The sequence below is a fragment of the Streptomyces sp. NPDC088197 genome (assembly GCF_044741185.1).
Taxonomy (GTDB): domain Bacteria; phylum Actinomycetota; class Actinomycetes; order Streptomycetales; family Streptomycetaceae; genus Actinacidiphila.
On the sequence record NZ_JBIUSD010000001.1, the window covers coordinates 234,874 to 250,977 of the forward strand.

Below are 16,104 nucleotides of genomic sequence, written 5' to 3' on the forward strand. Positions count from 1 at the left end.
ATCATCGACGGCCGCCGGTTGACTGAGGGCTCGAACCACAACTACAGCACGCGATCGGACGACATCCCATAGTGCCCCTCGCGCGCCCCTCCCACTCCTCCGATACGGCCACATCTCGGTCGAAGGGCCATCCGTCATGCGCGCCTACAACACCTGCTTCTCCATGAACAGCGACCCCGCATCGGTCCCGGCAGCCCGCCGACGCGTCGATGAATTGACCACCGGCTGGGGCCTGAGCCTGGACGAGGACAGCACAATCGCGCTGAGGACGGTCGTATCGGAGATGGTCACCAACGCCCTGCAGCACAGCGGCGGGCGGGAGTTCACCATCCGACTGAGGGCCAGCCCCGCCGCACGACGCATTCTCGTCGAGATCCGCGACTCCTCCGCTGCCCTCCCGCGCATGCTCCCGCCCACGGACGATGCGGAGGACGGGCGGGGCATGTGGCTGATCCAGCAGCTGGCCCTGGCCACCGGAGCCGAGCCCACCCGGCGCGGCAAGCGCGTCTGGGCCACGATCGCGATCCCCAAACAGCCGCTGCGCTGCCGCCAGTTCCTCTTCCGCCCCGGCCGAGTTACGCGAGCCGCCACCGCCCGGCTCACCGGCCTACGACGCCGTCCGATATCCGTCGACGCTCACACCAACTGACCCCCGCAAGCAGCAGGCGCCGACACATCGCCGCATGCACGCGTACCAAAACTCCGCTTCCCACGCGAAGCGTGACCGCCCAGCGCTCCGCGTCCCTCAGCCCGCAGGCCCTCCACCGTCCAGCACCGCACGGGACGGCGAACGAGTCGAACGTGGGCAGGCTTTCGGCCTTCAGCCCGATGCTGCGGGGCCGCACCCACCAGCGCACACCCATCCCCTCAAGGAGACCGCAATCAACGAGGAGCACGCCACCCAGGCTCCACAGCCTGCGGACGCAGTCGAGCAGCCGATGCCGTGGAGCACACCGGGTTCGTGGACGATCACCACGACGTCCGGTTTCGCGACGTCCGGCTACCTGCCCGACTGGGCGGAGGACGACCCCAGCGAGGCCGGCGTGCCGCTCGACCAGCTGCCGCTCCGGCTCGGCGGTATCAACCACAGGAACTTCTTCGAGGGCCCGCTGATGCACCTCACCGCGACGGACAGCAGGGACGACGCGGAGAAGGACGTGATCTTCGCGGGAAGCATCGACTGCAACCCCTTCGACACCGACACCCGCCTGCGCGTACCCGTCGCGAACATCCAAGTCAGTCCCCACCACTGGATCCTCAGCCTCGACCCGGGCGAACTCGCCGACGTCGCATCGAAGCTGCGCGCCCAGGCCGACTTACTCCACAACGAAGTCCTGCCCGCACTCATCGCCGCTCGTGAGGACTGGTCCGCCCACCATCCGGAGCGACCGCCCACCACATCCGCCATGCCACCGGGGCCAACCTAGGCAGAGGCCACCGCACGGCCCTCATTGCCGCCCCACCCTGCCGGTCACACTGACCACCCCGAGGGACGCTGAGATGCCCGCCCGCCGCCGGACCCGGCCAGGCAGGCTCCGTCAAGAACCCGGGGCAGTCACCTGGGCATGCGAGAAGGCTGGCCTGACCGAGCGGGCACTCGCCGACACGATCGGCATCAGCGAGCAGTTGATGGGTGAGATCGAGTCCGGCTGGCGCAGCGCCACCCCAGCCAACCTGATCAAGATCGCCGTCGCGCTGAACTGTCCGCTCGTCGTGCTGGAGCGCAAACGCACGGCGGCCGTTGACTGAGTACGCCTCGGGTTCTGCCACAGTTCCGGGGCCGAACGGGCCTCGGCTCCGCACCCGCGGTAAGAGAAACCTCATAGGGCCAGCGGCTGCAGAGACGTACCGCAGTGGCTCCGCGGGCACCGCACAGGAATGAGAGGCGCTTAGGCCGCGGCTTCGCCGGGGTCTTCTTCTTCCGAGGCCACATCCAGGTACATCCATCGGCGAACCACGGTGTAACCGGGCGGGAGTTCGTTGCCCGTGAGTTCCCTGTACCTCTCCTTGGCCGCCTCGCTGGCCCGATGCCCAGGGGGGAGCCTCCGAAGGAAGGGGTCGCGGTCAGGGTCGAGGGAGGATTGACGGGGCTCCTTGGGCTCGCTGCTGGACTCCGGCTCGGGGGAATCCCCGATCTCCTCGGCGTCGTAACTCTCGCCGTCCTGCCGCAGGTAGAGATGGGCGACCACGACCAGGCCCACGGTCAGGGTCACGCCGAAAGCGACACGAATCTTAGGCTCGTACTTCTTGTACCAGACCTTCGTCTTCTGACCGAAAGAGATCGGTTCGTCGCCTTCGGGCGTAGAGTCCTTCACGCGTACATATGTACCGGAGGCATCCCTCATCTGTCAGGCAATCAGCCCAGATCGCCAGGGCGGCAAGCAGACCCCGAGCGGAAAGGGTGGCGCTCGGGGGAAGATCAGGGAAAGACGAGCTGCACGTCGAGAAGCAGGAGGATCGTGGAGGCAGTGTGGAGGCGGGCGTCGTGGACGCTGGCCTCCGAAGCAGTTCCTTCCAGCGGTGGTAGTCGGTGTTGGGGATCAGCGGTTCGGCCGCCGGTGAGACGAAGACGTGTAGTTCAACGCACCTGAGCGTCGGATTCGTCATCGAAGGAGGGGGGGACCGGGCGGCGGCGGAAAGCGACTACTCGTCCTTCGGACGATTGCTCGGTCAACGAGGTCCGCGAGTCCGGCTGAGGCGCGATCGAGCGAAGCACAGCTGGCTGGATCGCTAGCTCTTCTGCTGCTGGAAGGTACGGCTTGTCGCCGAACTGCGCGGACAGCAATTTCCAGAGCAGCAGAGGCGACTCGTGCCCTACTGTCACAGGCTCATTCTTACGCCATCCTCGCTGGGTGACCTGAACGTAGAGAGACCGCTTACGACTCTCGTCGATGGTGCCCACCGCAGCACCTCGCATGATCAAAGCCTGGATCGACACTCCCCAAGTGGCCTTCAGCCGGGCGTAGCCTTCAAGCGTCAGTCGATCGGTGATCTCCTGCTCAGCGCGGCCCTCCGGGACTAGGAGGCTGCCGGCGAACCAGTTGGCCTCGGTCTCAGGGTCGGTCGCCTTGGGCCGGAATGAGTGCAGGACCATGTGCCCGAGTTCGTGAGCCAGGGTGAAGCGATCACGGTCGCCCTGCTGACCAGGGAAGTAAGCGATGAGGGCAGTTTCTCCGATGCCTGCCCAGTAGGACACTCCGAAGTGCTTGTTCGTCGTGCTTGACGTCTCCCCGTTGGGGTCCGGGAGAACGATGGGTGCGACAGCTACGCCAGCCCGTTCCAGAGCACGGGTCAGGTGGGGAATCGGCTTGTCCGGGGCCAGGCGCAGAGCAACCCGTGTCTGGGCGGCCAGTTCTTCGACGTCGCTACGGCTGATTTCGGCGCTGGTGGCGAAAGGCAGTGGTGGAGCCGGGTAGCGCGATCGGGTCGTGACCTCTTCCGTGACACGAAAACTTTCGCCGTAGAACGCACTGATGCGACGGGTGAGCGTTCGGCTCGCCGACGCCATCTTCCGGAACCGAAGGGAGTCCAATGGGACTGAAGAGGGCTGAGCGAAGAAGAACGACATCGGGGTGTCCGTGGCGTCAGCGATCAAGCGGAGACGTTCCTCAGAAGGCTCTCGTGCCCCCGTCTCCACTTGGGAGATCCAGCTCTGGCTAACACCGGACATCGCAGTCAGACTGGCGCCTGTCAGTCCGAGGAGGTCTCGAAGGGTACGGAGCCGCTCACCGGGGGAAGCCTCCAGCGCGGTCGGCATCGAGTGTCTCCTCGTTGGGAAGTTGAAGTTCCAGACCTTCGTCCTGCGGCTCGAACCGCAGCTCACGGAGGTCCTCAGCAGTGGCAAGCAGGGGGAAGTCTAGATCGACCTCCGCCATCTTCCCGAAGGCCCACGGCCTTGTCGTCCGAACGACCCGGAAGAGTGGGGCGCCCATCTGGTCAATGCGCCAGAGGATGAGCAGCTTGTCGTGCGTCGGCCCTGACAGGGGTTCCTGCTGTACCGCGGGCAGTCGCGGGTTGTAGTAGTAGGCCCTTCGCTCGTGATTCAGGCCCGGGGCGGGAACGTGGTCGTCCCGGAAGCCGTGGAGAAGGCGCACCCGGTAGTCGCCGCCGGTCAGCCAAAGCTCACCGTTGCGAGCGTGGTTTCCGCTCAGAGTCCAAGCTCCGAGACCGAGCTCGCACAGCCGGCTGTGGGCAAGTCCTCGGATCAGGTGTGTCCTCAACCAGCCGTACTGCGGGCTGAGGAGCTCCGGCAGCTGCTTGCGCTGGCGCTGATGCGCCCAGGCGAAGGCGTCATGAAACGGCTCACAGAGCTCTGCTGTGGCGTCGCGGATGAGTGCGACCTCAGGCTTAATCACGGGTGTAAAAATATCACAGGAAAAATTAAGGGTGCAGAGGTTCCTCCAAGTCGCCCAGTGAGGCCAGCACGGTCGCTGCCTCGCTCCGGACGCGGTCATGAACGTTGAGAACGTCGGCGACCTGGCTCCGGGGCTGTCCAGGAACTGGCGAAGGACTGCGTCGTCCCCGGCCAGAAGCGTCAGCGAACTGCAGACCACGCGGAGTCCAGTCGCTGCTTCACCAGGGCTGTCCATGACCAGCGAGCGCGTCAACAGGGGCCTACTGACGCGATCGACCTGGTGCGGGATACTACGGAACAGCTCCAATTTGGGGATCACACAGAGCTGGGGGAAGCGGTGGCGGGGGCGAACGACCCATACGCACGGGAGGTTGCGCGGCAGGCCAGAGAGCAGGAGAGGGCCCGCAAAGCAGCCGAGACCGAGGCCAAGCGGAAGGCACGCGAGGAGAAACTTGCGTACGAGGCAGCCCGTGCGCAGGAAGCTGTCGACCGGACCAGCGTCACCGAGCACGACGTCGAACAGTTGTCAACGCTGCTGCGCGCGGCGGTGCTGGACGGAGAGCCACTGACGTTCGAGCGACTGCGGCAGGAGTTCGTCCCCGCTCCGTTCGTCCCACCCGTCGGACGTACCAAAGCTGCACCAACACCTCGTTGGGAAGAGTTCGAACCAGAGGCGCCACGCGGGTTGCGGGGGGCACTCGGGTTCGGGCGGCGTGGATACGAGGCAGAGGTCGAAGTGGCTCGCGAGCGCTTCGACAGGGCGCTGCGGGATCACGCACGCGACGAGAAGAAGCGCGGTAAGAAGCTGCAGGAGGCGCGCGCTCGGCACGCTGAACACAATCGGGACGAGGCCGCGCGGATCGGGGCGTGGAATGACGCACTTGAGCAGCGTCGCAACGCCTATCGTGACCGGGATGTCGAAGCGGTCGAGTGGTTCGTCGACCAGGCCCTCGCTGCTTCCGCGTACCCCCACGGCTTCCCGAAGGCGCATAAGGTCTCCTACCAGGCAGACACGGGTGACCTCCTCGTTGAGATCGACCTCCCCCTGGAAGACGTGGTCCCCGCTGCTCGTGCCTACCGCTACGTCAAGACGCGCGATGAGATGACGCCCGTCCCGCGCCCTGAGAAGGAGCGGAAGGAGCTGTACGCGTCGGTCCTGGCCCAGACGGCTCTGCGCACGGTGCACGAACTCTTCGCGGCCGATACCGACGGCGTGGTCCAGTCGATCGCACTGAACGGGCATGTAGCCACGATCGACCGGGCTACAGGACGAAAGGTGCACCCGTGCTTGATCACGCTTCAGGCGGAACGCACCGAGTTTAGCCAACTGGTGCTGACCCAGGTCGACCCACGGGCTTGTCTGAAGCGGCTTCGCTCGCTTATCTCGCCGAATCCGTACGAGCTCGAACCGGTGCGCCCGCTCGTCACGTTCGACTTGTCCAAGTTCCGGCTCATGGACAGTTTGGACGTCGTGGCTGGCCTGGACAGCCGACCCGTGCTGATGGACCTGAAGCCCACGGAGTTCGAACACCTCATCCGGCAGCTGTTCGAAGCTATCGGCCTCGACAGTGTGAACACTCAGCCTTCGAAGGACGAGGGCGTCGACGCAGTCGCGATGAACACTGACCCGGTCATGAAGGGCCTGTGCATCATTCAGGCCAAGCGCACCAAGAACGTAGTGCCCTTCGAGACCGTCTCCGCGCTCGCCGGCGTCGTGGAACACAAGCGAGCAGCCAAGGGCATCCTGGTGACCACCTCCTGGTTCGGCCGAGCCAGCGAGGCGTTCGCCAACGAGCACGGGCGCCTCGAACTCCTCGACGGAGCCAACCTGGTGCACCTGTTCAAGGAGCACATGAATCTCGACGTCATCCCCGGGCCGGTGCCACCGAAACGGCGCCCTCGGTAGCCGCGGAGTCGCACCCGACATCCTCGCGAGGCACGGGGCATGGTCTCGGCTCCGGCCTCATTCGCCCCCATCGGGCCCCGTCCGACAAATCCGACGCAGACCGGGCGTTACCACCAGCCGTTACGGGAACGCCAGATCGGCGTGTGCTGACCCGCCACCTTTCGATGCACCAGTACCCCAGCGATATAGAGGGGTTTGAAGGCCCACCAGCACAGCCACAGTTCGCCTAGCAGCAGGTATCCAAACAACTTGAAGCCGCCTGCGATGCAGCCCGGCCCCCCGCTGTTGCTTGTCCCGCGGCGGCGTGACCTACCGCCGACGTGGCCGCTGATCGAGAACGGACCAGGGAGCGGGACACGCCAGCTCATGCGCACTGAGCCTCCCCCCTCGCGCGCACGGCAGCTAACGCAGACAGGGCGGTGCAACAACGCATGGATCCCCCAGAGATGGCCGTAACAGCCGGATATACCCGACCGAGGCGTCGCATTTTGCCATACTGCGCAACCCGGAGTGTGCGGATTCGAGCTGACTCGATGCCGCCGACCCACCTTCCCCCAGACAGATTGCTTTGGGGGGCGCCCGGTCTTCTCCCGCGCTGCGTCGAGGAGACCGAAAAACCACTGCTGTTGTCCGTCTCGTCCCGCCGTACGTTCGACCTCGCACCGCTAGGCGCTGGCCGTCGTGGTGGCACCCGGCCATGCGCCCCCTCTGGCCGGCAAGAACGTATGGTTCGCTGGTCTCAGTTCTGGTCTCATTCAGCCGCGTTCGGGTCCGTCCGCCACCCGCCCATGCGTCGGATCGGCCGCAGGTCAGACCGCCTCCGCTTCCTCCCGCACGGCCTCGTGACCCGTTGGAAAGCGTGTTGGGGGCAACCCCTCACGAGTTCGAATCTCGTATCCTCCGCCATTGCTCTCACCGGGCAATATGCCGATGGTCCCCACCGTTCGCGGTGGGGGCCATCGGTGTCTTCCCAGCCCCCGTTGTCCTGGTTTTTGCCCACAGCGGGCACGGCGGGGCGCCCCAGACGGCTCCAGCGATCTTCCGCGCCACGTCCTTGAGCATTGCGTCCGGCACATGCAGGTACCGCGCCCGCATGCTCGCCGACGTGCCCGGCTCCCACCAAGGGCCGTTTCCAGTCGTGGTAGTCCGTGTTCGGGCTCAGCGGACCGCCCAGCGGTTTGATGAACACGTAAGTTGACCCTCACCCTGGCCAGGGTCAGAGCGTCGGCCCCCGTTGATATCCATGGCGCGTGGACGATGCGACGTCGAGTGCGACCGCCCTCCTGGCCGAGATCTTCCCAGCCCGACGAAGGCGGTCTGCTGCCCCTGGGAGAGAACCCGGACAGCTGGTTCGTCTGGGAGGCGGACTGTTGGATGAGCCCCGAGCCGAGGGACGTTGAGGTCACGCGATACGCCGTGCGGCGCCCGTCGGCCAGATGACGGTGACGGGGATGCCGAGGGCGCGGGCCTCTTCGACGACGTCGGCGGTGCCGCCGCCTTCGGTGCCGGGCGGCATGCCGTTCCAGACGGCGACAAGACGGTCGGCCCGGCGCAGCAATTCGCTGTTGGCGGCTTCGTACGCCTCCCGACCGGCGGTGGCGTGGTCCATCACCACCGCCTCGGTGGCGGCAGCCAAAAGCCGGTCGAATTGGGCGGCGTGCGCATCCTTGACCTTCGTCTCGCGGTAGTCGCGGGAAGGGATCACGGCGACGAGGCTTCCGCCGGCGTCGAGGACGGCTTCGGCGAACAAGGAGTCCGCCCCGGCGGCGATGCAGGAGACGCCGACCAGTTCACCGTCCGCCACGTCACTCATCAACTCGCCGAGGGCTGCGCGAACCAGGGGGACAGAAGCATCGGTGAGGTCCATGTGGCCGGTCACGGCGAGGATGGTCACAGCGTTCCTTGTCAGTCGGCGAGTTGCTCGCGGAGCCTAGCGCGCGCTTCTCGTACGGGTGCCGAAGTACCGTGACCCGCCGTGTAGGCGCACAGCTCCGCCATGCCCTCTCGCACGCGTCCGGAGTGGACGCGCTCGGCGACGTCGCAGGCTGCTGGGTCTCGGCAACGGCTGCAGTGAGGTCGCCGGAGAGGAAATAGACCTCGGCCAGGCCGAGGCGGTCCAACGCGTGTGATCTCCCGGCCTCCGGTCCTCGACGGGTGAGTGCGGTGCGGATCTGTTCCTCGGCATGCCCGGCGTGGAGCCGAGGGTCGCGCCGGGCGAGTTCCAGCAAGTGAACGCCGATGACGCCGGCGAGTTCCTTGATCGAAGTAGCCGATCCAGTACGGCTCGTCGAGACCGGCGGCTGCAAGCACGTGCCGAGCTTGCTCCGTAGCCCGGTTGAACGCCGCCGTCCTGCCCAGCGCGGCCAATGCCCATGCCTCTCGCGTGTGGAGCATCGCGCGGAGCCTGTGTCCGGCTTCGTCACGGACACCCTCTGTGCGGAGGGGTGGATCACCACTCCCGAGGTCGAGGCCGTGATGCGCGCCGTCTCCCGGCACGCCTTCACCTCCGAGGTGAGCGTGAGGAAGGCGTACGAGCCGTACGCGGCGGTGCCGACGGCCAGGTCACCCCGGTGGACATCGATCCCGTCGTCACCGACCGGGCCTGCCTGCCGCTGGACGCGCACGGCTACGGCCGGGTCACCGTCGTCACGGCCGACGCCGCCCAGCCCATCCCCGGCCTGGGGAAGGTCGACGTCCTGATAGTGACCGTCGACGCCTGGGACGTCCCGCCGACGTGGATCGACCAACTCATGCCCGGCGGTCGCCTGGTGGTGCCGCTGCGGATGCGGGGCCTGACCCGTTCCATTGCCTTCACCCGCGTCGGCGACCACCTGGAGAGCGAGTCCGCGAAGATCTGCGGTTTCGTGCCGATGCAGGGCTCCACCGCGCACAACGAGGAGTTGCTGCTGGTCAACGGCACGCCGGAGATCGGGCTGCTCATCCCCGCGGGCGCGGGGAGCGGTATTTGATCACCGCGCTGTGCAGGGAGGTGGCGGGCCCATCCCCGCAGGCGCGGGAGCAGCGTCGCCTTCGCCTGGCGGAAACTCCAAATCGGGGTCCATCCCCGCTCGCGCGGGGAGCAGACCACCTGGCCGGCCAGGGACTGCGCGGCCATGGGTCCATCCCCGCTCGCGCGGGGAGCAGGCTGCCTGACCTGCAGTCATTGCGTGGACGCAGGCCGCACAGAACCAACTTCAGAGAAAGCCGCAAAACATGTATTTCCGCCCTCGGGCCGACATCGCCCAGCCTACGGCCACCACGAGGGGCCCGACTACTCGAACCTGGCCGCCTTGGCCGCACCAACTTCCAGACGGCCAAGCCACGAGCGCAGCCGGCAGAAGCAGCAGGGATGAGACCCACACCTCCCCCAGACCCAGATTGCTGAACCCAGCCCACCACACGACACACCGGCTTGACAGGGCCAGCGCCCGCACCCCCGAAGGTTGCAGGTCGGGGGCGGTTGCCCCCGTCCACGAGCGTCCAGCAAGCCCTGGGGCCACCACCCCGGCCCAGCTCAGTCCACCCACGTCCCGGCGCTCACCAAAGCAGAACGTCGGAGAGCGTGTTGAAGGCAACCCCTCACCGGTTCGAAAGCCATATTCTCCAGAAGGCTCGCCGGCCACGACGCGAATCGACCGGGATCAGGCTGGGGCGGATCTCGTACGGCGGCGGTGACCGTTCCAGCAGTCTCCGCCAGCCCCTCGATGTTGGAACCGCTGAATCCGGCGAGGTGGGTACCGTCGCGATCGGCGGAGGATTCGCAGGTCGGCAGGGCGAGGAGGATGGGGATGGGGATGGATCAGGTGGCTCTTGAAGCCGCTCTTCACGATGCCGAGCAGAGGTTGCAGGCCGCTATTCGATCAGGTGATGCGCGGGCATTGGACGTGCTCCTGGACGACCGTGTCGTCTACACGGGGCCGGACGGCAGCAGCGTGACGAAGGAGGAGGACCTGGGAGCGCACAGGTCCGGGACCTTGGCCGTCGAGGTCTTCGAGCAGCAGGACCTGGACGTGACCGTGGTGGACTCCACCGGGATCACCCGCGTACTGGCCGGGCTTGAAGGCACCGCCGGCGGACATCCGTTCAAGGCGCGCCTTCGCTACACCCGCACCTGGATCCACGTTGACGGCACCTGGCGCGTCCTGGCCGCCCACGCCAGCGCCGTACCGGATCTCGGGTAGAGGCTTACGGATCGGCCACGCACTCGCGCGCGAAGCGTCCTCGTCGGACCCTGATGCCGTGCTCGCCGTTGCCGCGGGCGGCCATCCGCTCGGCAGGTAACGTCTGCTCGGCCGTCGCTCCACCCAACACCCGCCGCAGGTCGGAACCCCCGTGCTTCCTCGTGAACGACGCCGTGGCCCGTGGGAAAGCGTGCGGGGGCAGCACTCCACGAGTTCGGATCTCGTGTCCTCAGCAACTCACCGGGCAATACGGCGTCGGCCCGTCATGGCGGCGGGGGCCGCGGAACCGCGCGGCGGGTGGTCAGTCGGTGACGTTCGAGGCGAGGCGGTCGAGGGCCGCGGAGACGGCGGCGAGTTCGGCGGGGGTGAAGCCGAGCCGGAGGCGGCGGTCGAAGTCGACGGCGGCGTCGCGGAGTTGGAGGAAGAGCGCGTGGCCGGTCTCGGTGAGTTCGACGACGTGGACGCGGCGGTTGTCGTCGGCACGTCGACGGGTGAGGAGGCCGTCGCGTTCCATCGCGTTGAGGTGGTGGGTCAGGGTCGCGCCGTGGATGCCGATGGCGGCGGCGAGACCGCGCTGGTTGCCGAACCGTGTCGTCTCCAGCGACATCAGGATCAGCCACACCGGCAGCGACCCACCGGCAGCGGTGAGCGCCGCGTCGAACTGTCCTGAGACGACCTTCGCCACCCGGGTGAGATGCGTCCCGAACGGCGGCCCCTGCGGCGCTGGCATGGCCGCGAGTCTACAACGGATCCTTGCTGACCTAATCGTTTGACCTCCAACGCTTAGAGATCCTAATCCCGCCCGGCGGCGTCCACGGCTTCCGCAACGACGTCGGCGAGGCCGCCTCGATGCTGCTGCTGTTCTCACCGGGCGCTCCGCGCGAGGAGTACTTCGAGCGGCTGGCCACCCTGGCCGAGGACCCGATGGGCGACGCGGAGCGCGACGAGTTCATGCGCCGTCACGACACGTACTGGCTCTGACGGCGTCCGTCACCGACCCGTCGACGCCGCGCCCGCGCCCACGCCCGTACCCGCACCCGTACGAAGAAGAGTGTCATGACGACCGCAACGGGCGACCCCGCCGCGTCGCTCACCGAACTCACCGAACTCACCGACCGCTGGGCCGACGTCGAACGTACCGGCGACGCCGACGCCCTGGCCGCGCTCGTCACCGACGACCTCACGACGGTCGGACCGTTCGGATTCGTCCTCGACCGCGGGCAGTGGCTCGATCGCTACCGCGGCGGCGACCTCGTGACGTACGCGTTCGACTGGACGCTCGACTCCATCCGCGTCCACGGGGACACCGTGATCGGAATCGGCCACACCCGCCACGACTGCGCGCACCGCGGCCAACGCGCCAGGGGCGACTCCCGCGTCACCGTCGTCGCCGTGGACGCCGACCGTGACGCAAGCGGTAACGGCGGGGACAGCCAACTGGGCCACGCCGAGCTGCCGCCGGCGTAAGCCTCGTAGGAGCCGAAGCCCAGCCGTCCGGCCCCCTCGGTCAGCGACAACGGCCGCCTTCGACCGCGACCGGCTCCATCATTTGGCGCGGTGAGGCAGGGCGCGGATACGGTCATCTTCGCGGCTTGCCGGGAAGAACCTGTGCGGGCCGCGACAGGGGAGGGAACGAATGCGCACCACACTGCTTCGCCGGGCGGCTTCTGCGGCCGTTGCGCTGGGGCTTTCCACACTCGGCCTGGTGGCGGCGGGCGCCGCGCCCGCACAAGCCGCGGTCGGCGACTGCCCCTCGGGGTACTTCTGTGCCTGGAAGGACGACAGGGGCACAGGGCCGATGTTCAAGACGAACACGAGCAAAGCGACGCTGGGCACCTGGAACAACAGTTTCGCCCTGGTCATCAACCGCTCGGCCCTGATCGCCTGCACGTTCGACGACCCGAACTACGGGGTCGCGCACGGCTACGGATTCTGGGCGCCCCGACAGAGCTACCCCACGGGCATGCGCCCCTACATCAGCTCGTTGAAGCTCGTCCGCACGCTGCGGGAGTGCGAGGGCCCCGCCTATCCGTACTGGGACGCGGCGACGGCGCCGAAGCTGTCCGGATTCGGAGACATGAATGCCGACCGGAAGTCGGACCTCCTGGTCCGTGATCCCGTCGGACGCCTGTGGTTTCTGCCTGGTGACGACACTGGGCGCCTGGTCGGCTCCGGTGGCTGGAACAGCATGAACGCCCTGACCCGGCACGGTGACTTCAGCCGGGACGGGCGCGAGGACGTGATCGCCCGTGAGGCGTCCACCGGCAAGCTGTGGCTCTACCCCGGCACCGGCACCGGCGGCCTCGGCACGCGCAAACTGATCGGCACCGGCGGCTGGAACAGCATGACCAAGATCACCGCCTTCGGTGATCTCTCCGGGGACGGCCGGGCCGACCTTGTCGCCGTGGAGAAGTCCACCGGCAAACTGTGGCTCTACCCCGGCACCAGCGCCGGCGGGCTCGGCACGCGCAAGCTCATCGGCACCGGCGGCTGGAACAGCGTGAACGCCCTGGTCGGTGCCGGTGACATGAACGGTGACGGCCGCCCCGACCTGATCGCCCGTGAGGCGTCCACCGGCAAGTTGTGGCTCTACCCCGGCAGGACCGGGTCTGTCGGGTCGCGTGTGCTGATCGGCTCCGGCGGCTGGAACGCGATGAGTTCTCTCATCGCTGTCGGCGACTGGTCGGCTGATGGTCGTGCCGACCTTCTCGCGACGAGCGGCGACTGGCTGGTCCAATACCGAGGGCTGGGCACGGGCGGTCTGCGCGCCGCCGAGCGGTACAACGCCAGTTGGTGGGGCTTGGACAGCGGCGCCTTCTGACCGACCGCGAGGGTCTTCGCCTCGGGGCGAAGGCCCTCCCGAGAGGTTGGGGCGGGTCCGACGGTGGGCGTGGCGGGCCGGGGGGGCGACGAGTCCGGATGGCGTTCCCGGGAGGACGGCGCCGTTGAGTTGGGCAGCGGGGTCCCTGGTGAGGTGAGGGGGAAAGCCCCGAACCCGCCCTCGCGGTCTCGGATCTGCACGGTGGTGAGGTGCTGGGCGACGTACGCCGTTACCTTTACGCGGTGCTGAGCTGCGCTGTCCGGTGGGGAGTCGAACCCCCGCGTCGCTCTTCACGCGGACCACCCCTCAGCGCGACGCGTACGGCTTCGGCCGCCGACGCTCCGGACGGTTCGCCGCGGCCGGGGGAGGGATCCCCGTATCGGCCGCGACGGACCGCGGAGAACCGTCGGAGCGGGCGGCTCAGGCGGTCGGGAGGAGGGCGACGACGTCGATTTCCACGAGGATGTTCATGAGGTCGGAGCCGACGGTGGTGCGGACGGGGTAGGGGGCGGTGAAGAAGGGGCGGTAGGCGGCGTCGAAGGCGGCGAAGTCGCGGTGGAGGTGCTGGAGGTGGACCGTGACCTTGACGACGTCGTCGAGGGTGAGGCCGCGCTCGGCGAGGACGGCGGTGAGGTTGCGGAGGACCTGGCGGGTCTGGTCGCCGACGAGTTCGGGGACCTCGCCGGTGAGGGGGTCCTTGGGGCCGAAGCCGGCCGTGTAGAGGAAGCCGCCCGCGACGACGCCCTGGCTGTAGGCGCCCGCGGGCTGGGGCGCGTGGGCGGTGTGTACCGCTTCCTTGGTCATCCGGTCAGATCCCCGTCCCGCTCGTTGGCCTCGGCGAAGTGGCGCAGCTTGTCCTCGTCCACGCTGACTCCCAGGCCGGGCCCTGTGGGTACTCGCAGACGGCCGTCCGCGAGGTGCAGCGGCTCGATGATGTCATCGGCGTGCAGGTAGTACATGCTGTCGATCGCGCGGGAGAGCACGGGGGTGCTGGAGACGACCGCGAGATGCGCGGCCGTCGCGATGCCCAGCTCACCGCCGCTGTGCAGGTTCATGCCGAGCCCGAACGTCTCGCAGTGGGCGGCGAGCGCCTTGGTGGCGGCGATACCGCCCCACTTGTAGACGTCGCCGTGGATGACGTCGACCGCGTTGAGCCGCATCGCGGGGGCGAAGTCCTCGAACCGTACGACGCACATGTTGGTGCACAGCGGTATCCGGACCTTCGCCTTCACCTGGCTCATGCCCTCGATGCCGACGCAGGGGTCCTCCAGGTATTCGAGGTCCAGCTCCTCGAGGGCGATCCCGGCGCGTACCGAGTCCGGTACGGACCAGGCCGCGTTCGGGTCCACCCGCAGATTGATGCCGGGCAGGGCGGTGCGCAGCGCCCGCAGGATGGCCACGTCGCCCGCGACATCGGTGGTGCCCTTGAGTTTGACGGCGCTGAAGCCGCCCTCCTCGACCACCCGCGTCGCGTGCTCGGCGAGCTGTCCCGGCAGGGCGGCGGCGCTCGCGCCGGGCGCGTCGGCGCGGGTCACCAGGGCGGTGATCGGCACCTCGTCGCGTACGGGACCGCCCAGCAGGTCGGTGAGCGACTGGCCGGTGGCCTGGCCCATGGCGTCCCAGCAGGCCACGTCGAGGGCGGCGATCGCCGCGTACCCGAGGTAGCCGTGGAAGAAGGGCACCATGTGCTGCTTGCGGTGGAAGCTCTCCAGGGCGAACGGGCTGGTGCCGATCAGATCGTCGGCCATCGCCCGGACGATCGCCGCGACGGGCCGGCCCCACATCGTCTCGCCCCAGCCCTCGACACCGTCGTCGGTGCGAATCCGCACGACCGTCCTGGTCTCCCCGGTCTTGGTCTCGAAGGAGCTGGTGAACGGGTTGAGCAGGGGCAGATTGACCACCCATACGTCGACGTCAGTGATCTTCATTCTTCTCCTCAGCTCGGATGGTGGCCGCGTCGGGGACAGCGGTGGCCGCGTCGGCCGCGGGGACAGTGGTCACGTCGTCGGCCGCAGGTACGGTGACCGCGTCAAGAGGCCCCGCGGTCGCCGCGTCAAAAGCCCCCGCCGTCGCCTCGTCAAAAGCCCTGATCGCCCGCGCGAGCCCCACCGCCCGGTCGGCCAGCAGCCGGCGCCCGGCCCCCGCGTCCGCGCCGGAGGCGTCGTCGGTCGATCCGCCGACCCGCGCCCACTCGCCGTGGCGCTCCACGGTCAGGCCCGGATACGGCGGGTTGTCGAAGAGCGGCGGCGGATCGACCGGGGCGCGGGCGGCGACCGGGGTACGGACGAGCTCCGGGTGGGCGGCGAGCATCAGGGAGGTCTCGAACCAGCCCGCGTGCCCCGGAGTCACCTCGGGCCTGCCCCCGTCGGGCTCGCCGTCACCGGACGTGACCGTCCAGTACGAGCAGGCCGCGACGGTGACGTCGGCGCGCAGCGCGAAGCGCTTCACGGCCAGCCGCATGATCTCGTCGTTGCCGCCGTGCCCGTTGACGACCATGATCCGCCGGTAACCGCTGGTCACCAGGGAGTCCAGGACGTCGTCGAGTACGGCGCCGAGCGTGGCGGCGGACAGCGAGACGGCGGCGGCGAACAGGTGGTGCGGGCTGTGGCCGAACGGGAGGGCGGGCAGCCGTACGAGCTCCGAGGGCGTCGGCTCCCGGTCGAGCAGCGCGGCGGCGGCGTCGAGGACGGCCTCGGCGAGGAGCGTGTCGGTGCCCATCGGCAGGTGGGCGGCGTGCTGCTCCTGCGATCCGATGGGCAGCAGGGCGATTCCGGTCGCCCCGGCCCCGCGGACTTCGCGCCAGGTCAGCCGGGTCAGATCTCTCACAGCGCTACCTCCCGGA

General features: G+C 68.2%; 16 protein-coding genes and 2 pseudogenes. 9 read left to right on the forward strand and 9 right to left on the reverse strand.

Translation table 11 applies throughout. From position 1 onward, the window contains the following. Positions 1-136 precede the first annotated feature (136 nt). The 3 genes from ACIOC1_RS01110 (at position 137) to ACIOC1_RS01120 (ending at position 1,749) form a co-directional block, all read left to right on the forward strand. Positions 137-649 (forward strand): ATP-binding protein, encoded by a 513-nt coding sequence (locus tag ACIOC1_RS01110; protein ID WP_401850954.1) that lies wholly within the window; start codon positions 137-139, stop codon positions 647-649. Between the two features lie 289 nt (positions 650-938). Then, positions 939-1,427 carry a DUF6907 domain-containing protein gene (locus tag ACIOC1_RS01115; RefSeq protein ID WP_401850957.1) on the forward strand — a complete coding sequence of 163 codons (489 nt, stop codon included), beginning with the start codon at positions 939-941 and terminating at the stop codon, positions 1,425-1,427. A 73-nt stretch (positions 1,428-1,500) separates the two neighbouring features. Further along, positions 1,501-1,749 (forward strand): helix-turn-helix domain-containing protein, encoded by a 249-nt coding sequence (locus ACIOC1_RS01120; RefSeq protein WP_401850960.1) that lies wholly within the window; start codon positions 1,501-1,503, stop codon positions 1,747-1,749. A 140-nt stretch (positions 1,750-1,889) separates the two neighbouring features. On the opposite strand, the gene ACIOC1_RS01125 is transcribed toward ACIOC1_RS01120, so the two are convergent. From ACIOC1_RS01125 to ACIOC1_RS01135, 3 genes are all read right to left on the reverse strand, one after another. Then, positions 1,890-2,315, reverse strand: coding sequence for a hypothetical protein (locus ACIOC1_RS01125; protein WP_401850962.1), 426 nt, complete (start codon positions 2,313-2,315; stop codon positions 1,890-1,892). Positions 2,316-2,578: 263 nt separating this feature from the next. Then, positions 2,579-3,757 (reverse strand): helix-turn-helix domain-containing protein, encoded by a 1,179-nt coding sequence (locus tag ACIOC1_RS01130; protein WP_401850965.1) that lies wholly within the window; start codon positions 3,755-3,757, stop codon positions 2,579-2,581. Then, positions 3,726-4,355, reverse strand: coding sequence for a hypothetical protein (locus tag ACIOC1_RS01135; RefSeq protein WP_401850967.1), 630 nt, complete (start codon positions 4,353-4,355; stop codon positions 3,726-3,728). Before ACIOC1_RS01135 ends, ACIOC1_RS01130 begins: the two co-directional genes overlap by 32 nt. 336 nt (positions 4,356-4,691) lie before the next feature. On the opposite strand from ACIOC1_RS01135, the gene ACIOC1_RS01140 reads away from it, so the two are divergent. Further along, positions 4,692-6,260, forward strand: a complete 1,569-nt coding sequence (locus tag ACIOC1_RS01140; protein WP_401850970.1) for a restriction endonuclease — start codon at positions 4,692-4,694, stop codon at positions 6,258-6,260. Positions 6,261-7,280: 1,020 nt separating this feature from the next. On the opposite strand, the pseudogene ACIOC1_RS01145 reads toward ACIOC1_RS01140, so the two are convergent. Continuing rightward, positions 7,281-7,458 (reverse strand): annotated as a pseudogene (locus ACIOC1_RS01145) (site-specific integrase); the annotation flags it as partial. 204 nt (positions 7,459-7,662) lie between these two features. After that, positions 7,663-8,154: a hypothetical protein gene (locus tag ACIOC1_RS01150; protein WP_401850972.1), complete on the reverse strand. Its 492-nt coding sequence runs from the start codon at positions 8,152-8,154 to the stop codon at positions 7,663-7,665. Between the two features lie 676 nt (positions 8,155-8,830). On the opposite strand from ACIOC1_RS01150, the gene ACIOC1_RS01155 reads away from it, so the two are divergent. Continuing rightward, on the forward strand, positions 8,831-9,229 hold the full coding sequence (locus tag ACIOC1_RS01155; protein ID WP_401850973.1) for a hypothetical protein: 399 nt from the start codon (positions 8,831-8,833) through the stop codon (positions 9,227-9,229). 825 nt (positions 9,230-10,054) lie between these two features. Continuing rightward, positions 10,055-10,441: a nuclear transport factor 2 family protein gene (locus ACIOC1_RS01160; RefSeq protein WP_401851944.1), complete on the forward strand. Its 387-nt coding sequence runs from the start codon at positions 10,055-10,057 to the stop codon at positions 10,439-10,441. Between the two features lie 301 nt (positions 10,442-10,742). Here ACIOC1_RS01160 and ACIOC1_RS01165 read toward each other — a convergent pair whose 3' ends face one another. Beyond that, positions 10,743-11,171, reverse strand: a complete 429-nt coding sequence (locus ACIOC1_RS01165) for a MarR family transcriptional regulator (protein ID WP_391159167.1) — start codon at positions 11,169-11,171, stop codon at positions 10,743-10,745. A 119-nt stretch (positions 11,172-11,290) separates the two neighbouring features. On the opposite strand from ACIOC1_RS01165, the gene ACIOC1_RS01170 reads away from it, so the two are divergent. From ACIOC1_RS01170 to ACIOC1_RS01180, 3 genes are all read left to right on the forward strand, one after another. Continuing rightward, positions 11,291-11,422: a hypothetical protein gene (locus ACIOC1_RS01170; protein WP_401850976.1), complete on the forward strand. Its 132-nt coding sequence runs from the start codon at positions 11,291-11,293 to the stop codon at positions 11,420-11,422. A 75-nt stretch (positions 11,423-11,497) separates the two neighbouring features. Beyond that, a complete protein-coding gene (locus ACIOC1_RS01175) occupies positions 11,498-11,908 on the forward strand; it encodes a nuclear transport factor 2 family protein (RefSeq protein WP_401850978.1) in 411 nt (136 codons plus the stop codon). Positions 11,909-12,077: 169 nt separating this feature from the next. After that, complete coding sequence (locus ACIOC1_RS01180; protein WP_401850981.1) at positions 12,078-13,262, forward strand: FG-GAP-like repeat-containing protein; 1,185 nt, start codon at positions 12,078-12,080, stop codon at positions 13,260-13,262. Between the two features lie 420 nt (positions 13,263-13,682). Here ACIOC1_RS01180 and ACIOC1_RS01185 read toward each other — a convergent pair whose 3' ends face one another. From ACIOC1_RS01185 to ACIOC1_RS01195, 3 genes and pseudogenes are all read right to left on the reverse strand, one after another. Next, positions 13,683-14,066, reverse strand: a complete 384-nt coding sequence (locus ACIOC1_RS01185) for a Rid family hydrolase (protein ID WP_391042420.1) — start codon at positions 14,064-14,066, stop codon at positions 13,683-13,685. Then, positions 14,063-15,190, reverse strand: a complete 1,128-nt coding sequence (locus tag ACIOC1_RS01190) for an enolase C-terminal domain-like protein (RefSeq protein WP_355335835.1) — start codon at positions 15,188-15,190, stop codon at positions 14,063-14,065. The genes ACIOC1_RS01185 and ACIOC1_RS01190 overlap by 4 nt, the downstream gene beginning before the upstream one ends. Before the next feature lie 139 nt (positions 15,191-15,329). Beyond that, a pseudogene (locus tag ACIOC1_RS01195) lies at positions 15,330-16,088 on the reverse strand (creatininase family protein); the annotation flags it as partial. Positions 16,089-16,104: the final 16 nt, after the last annotated feature.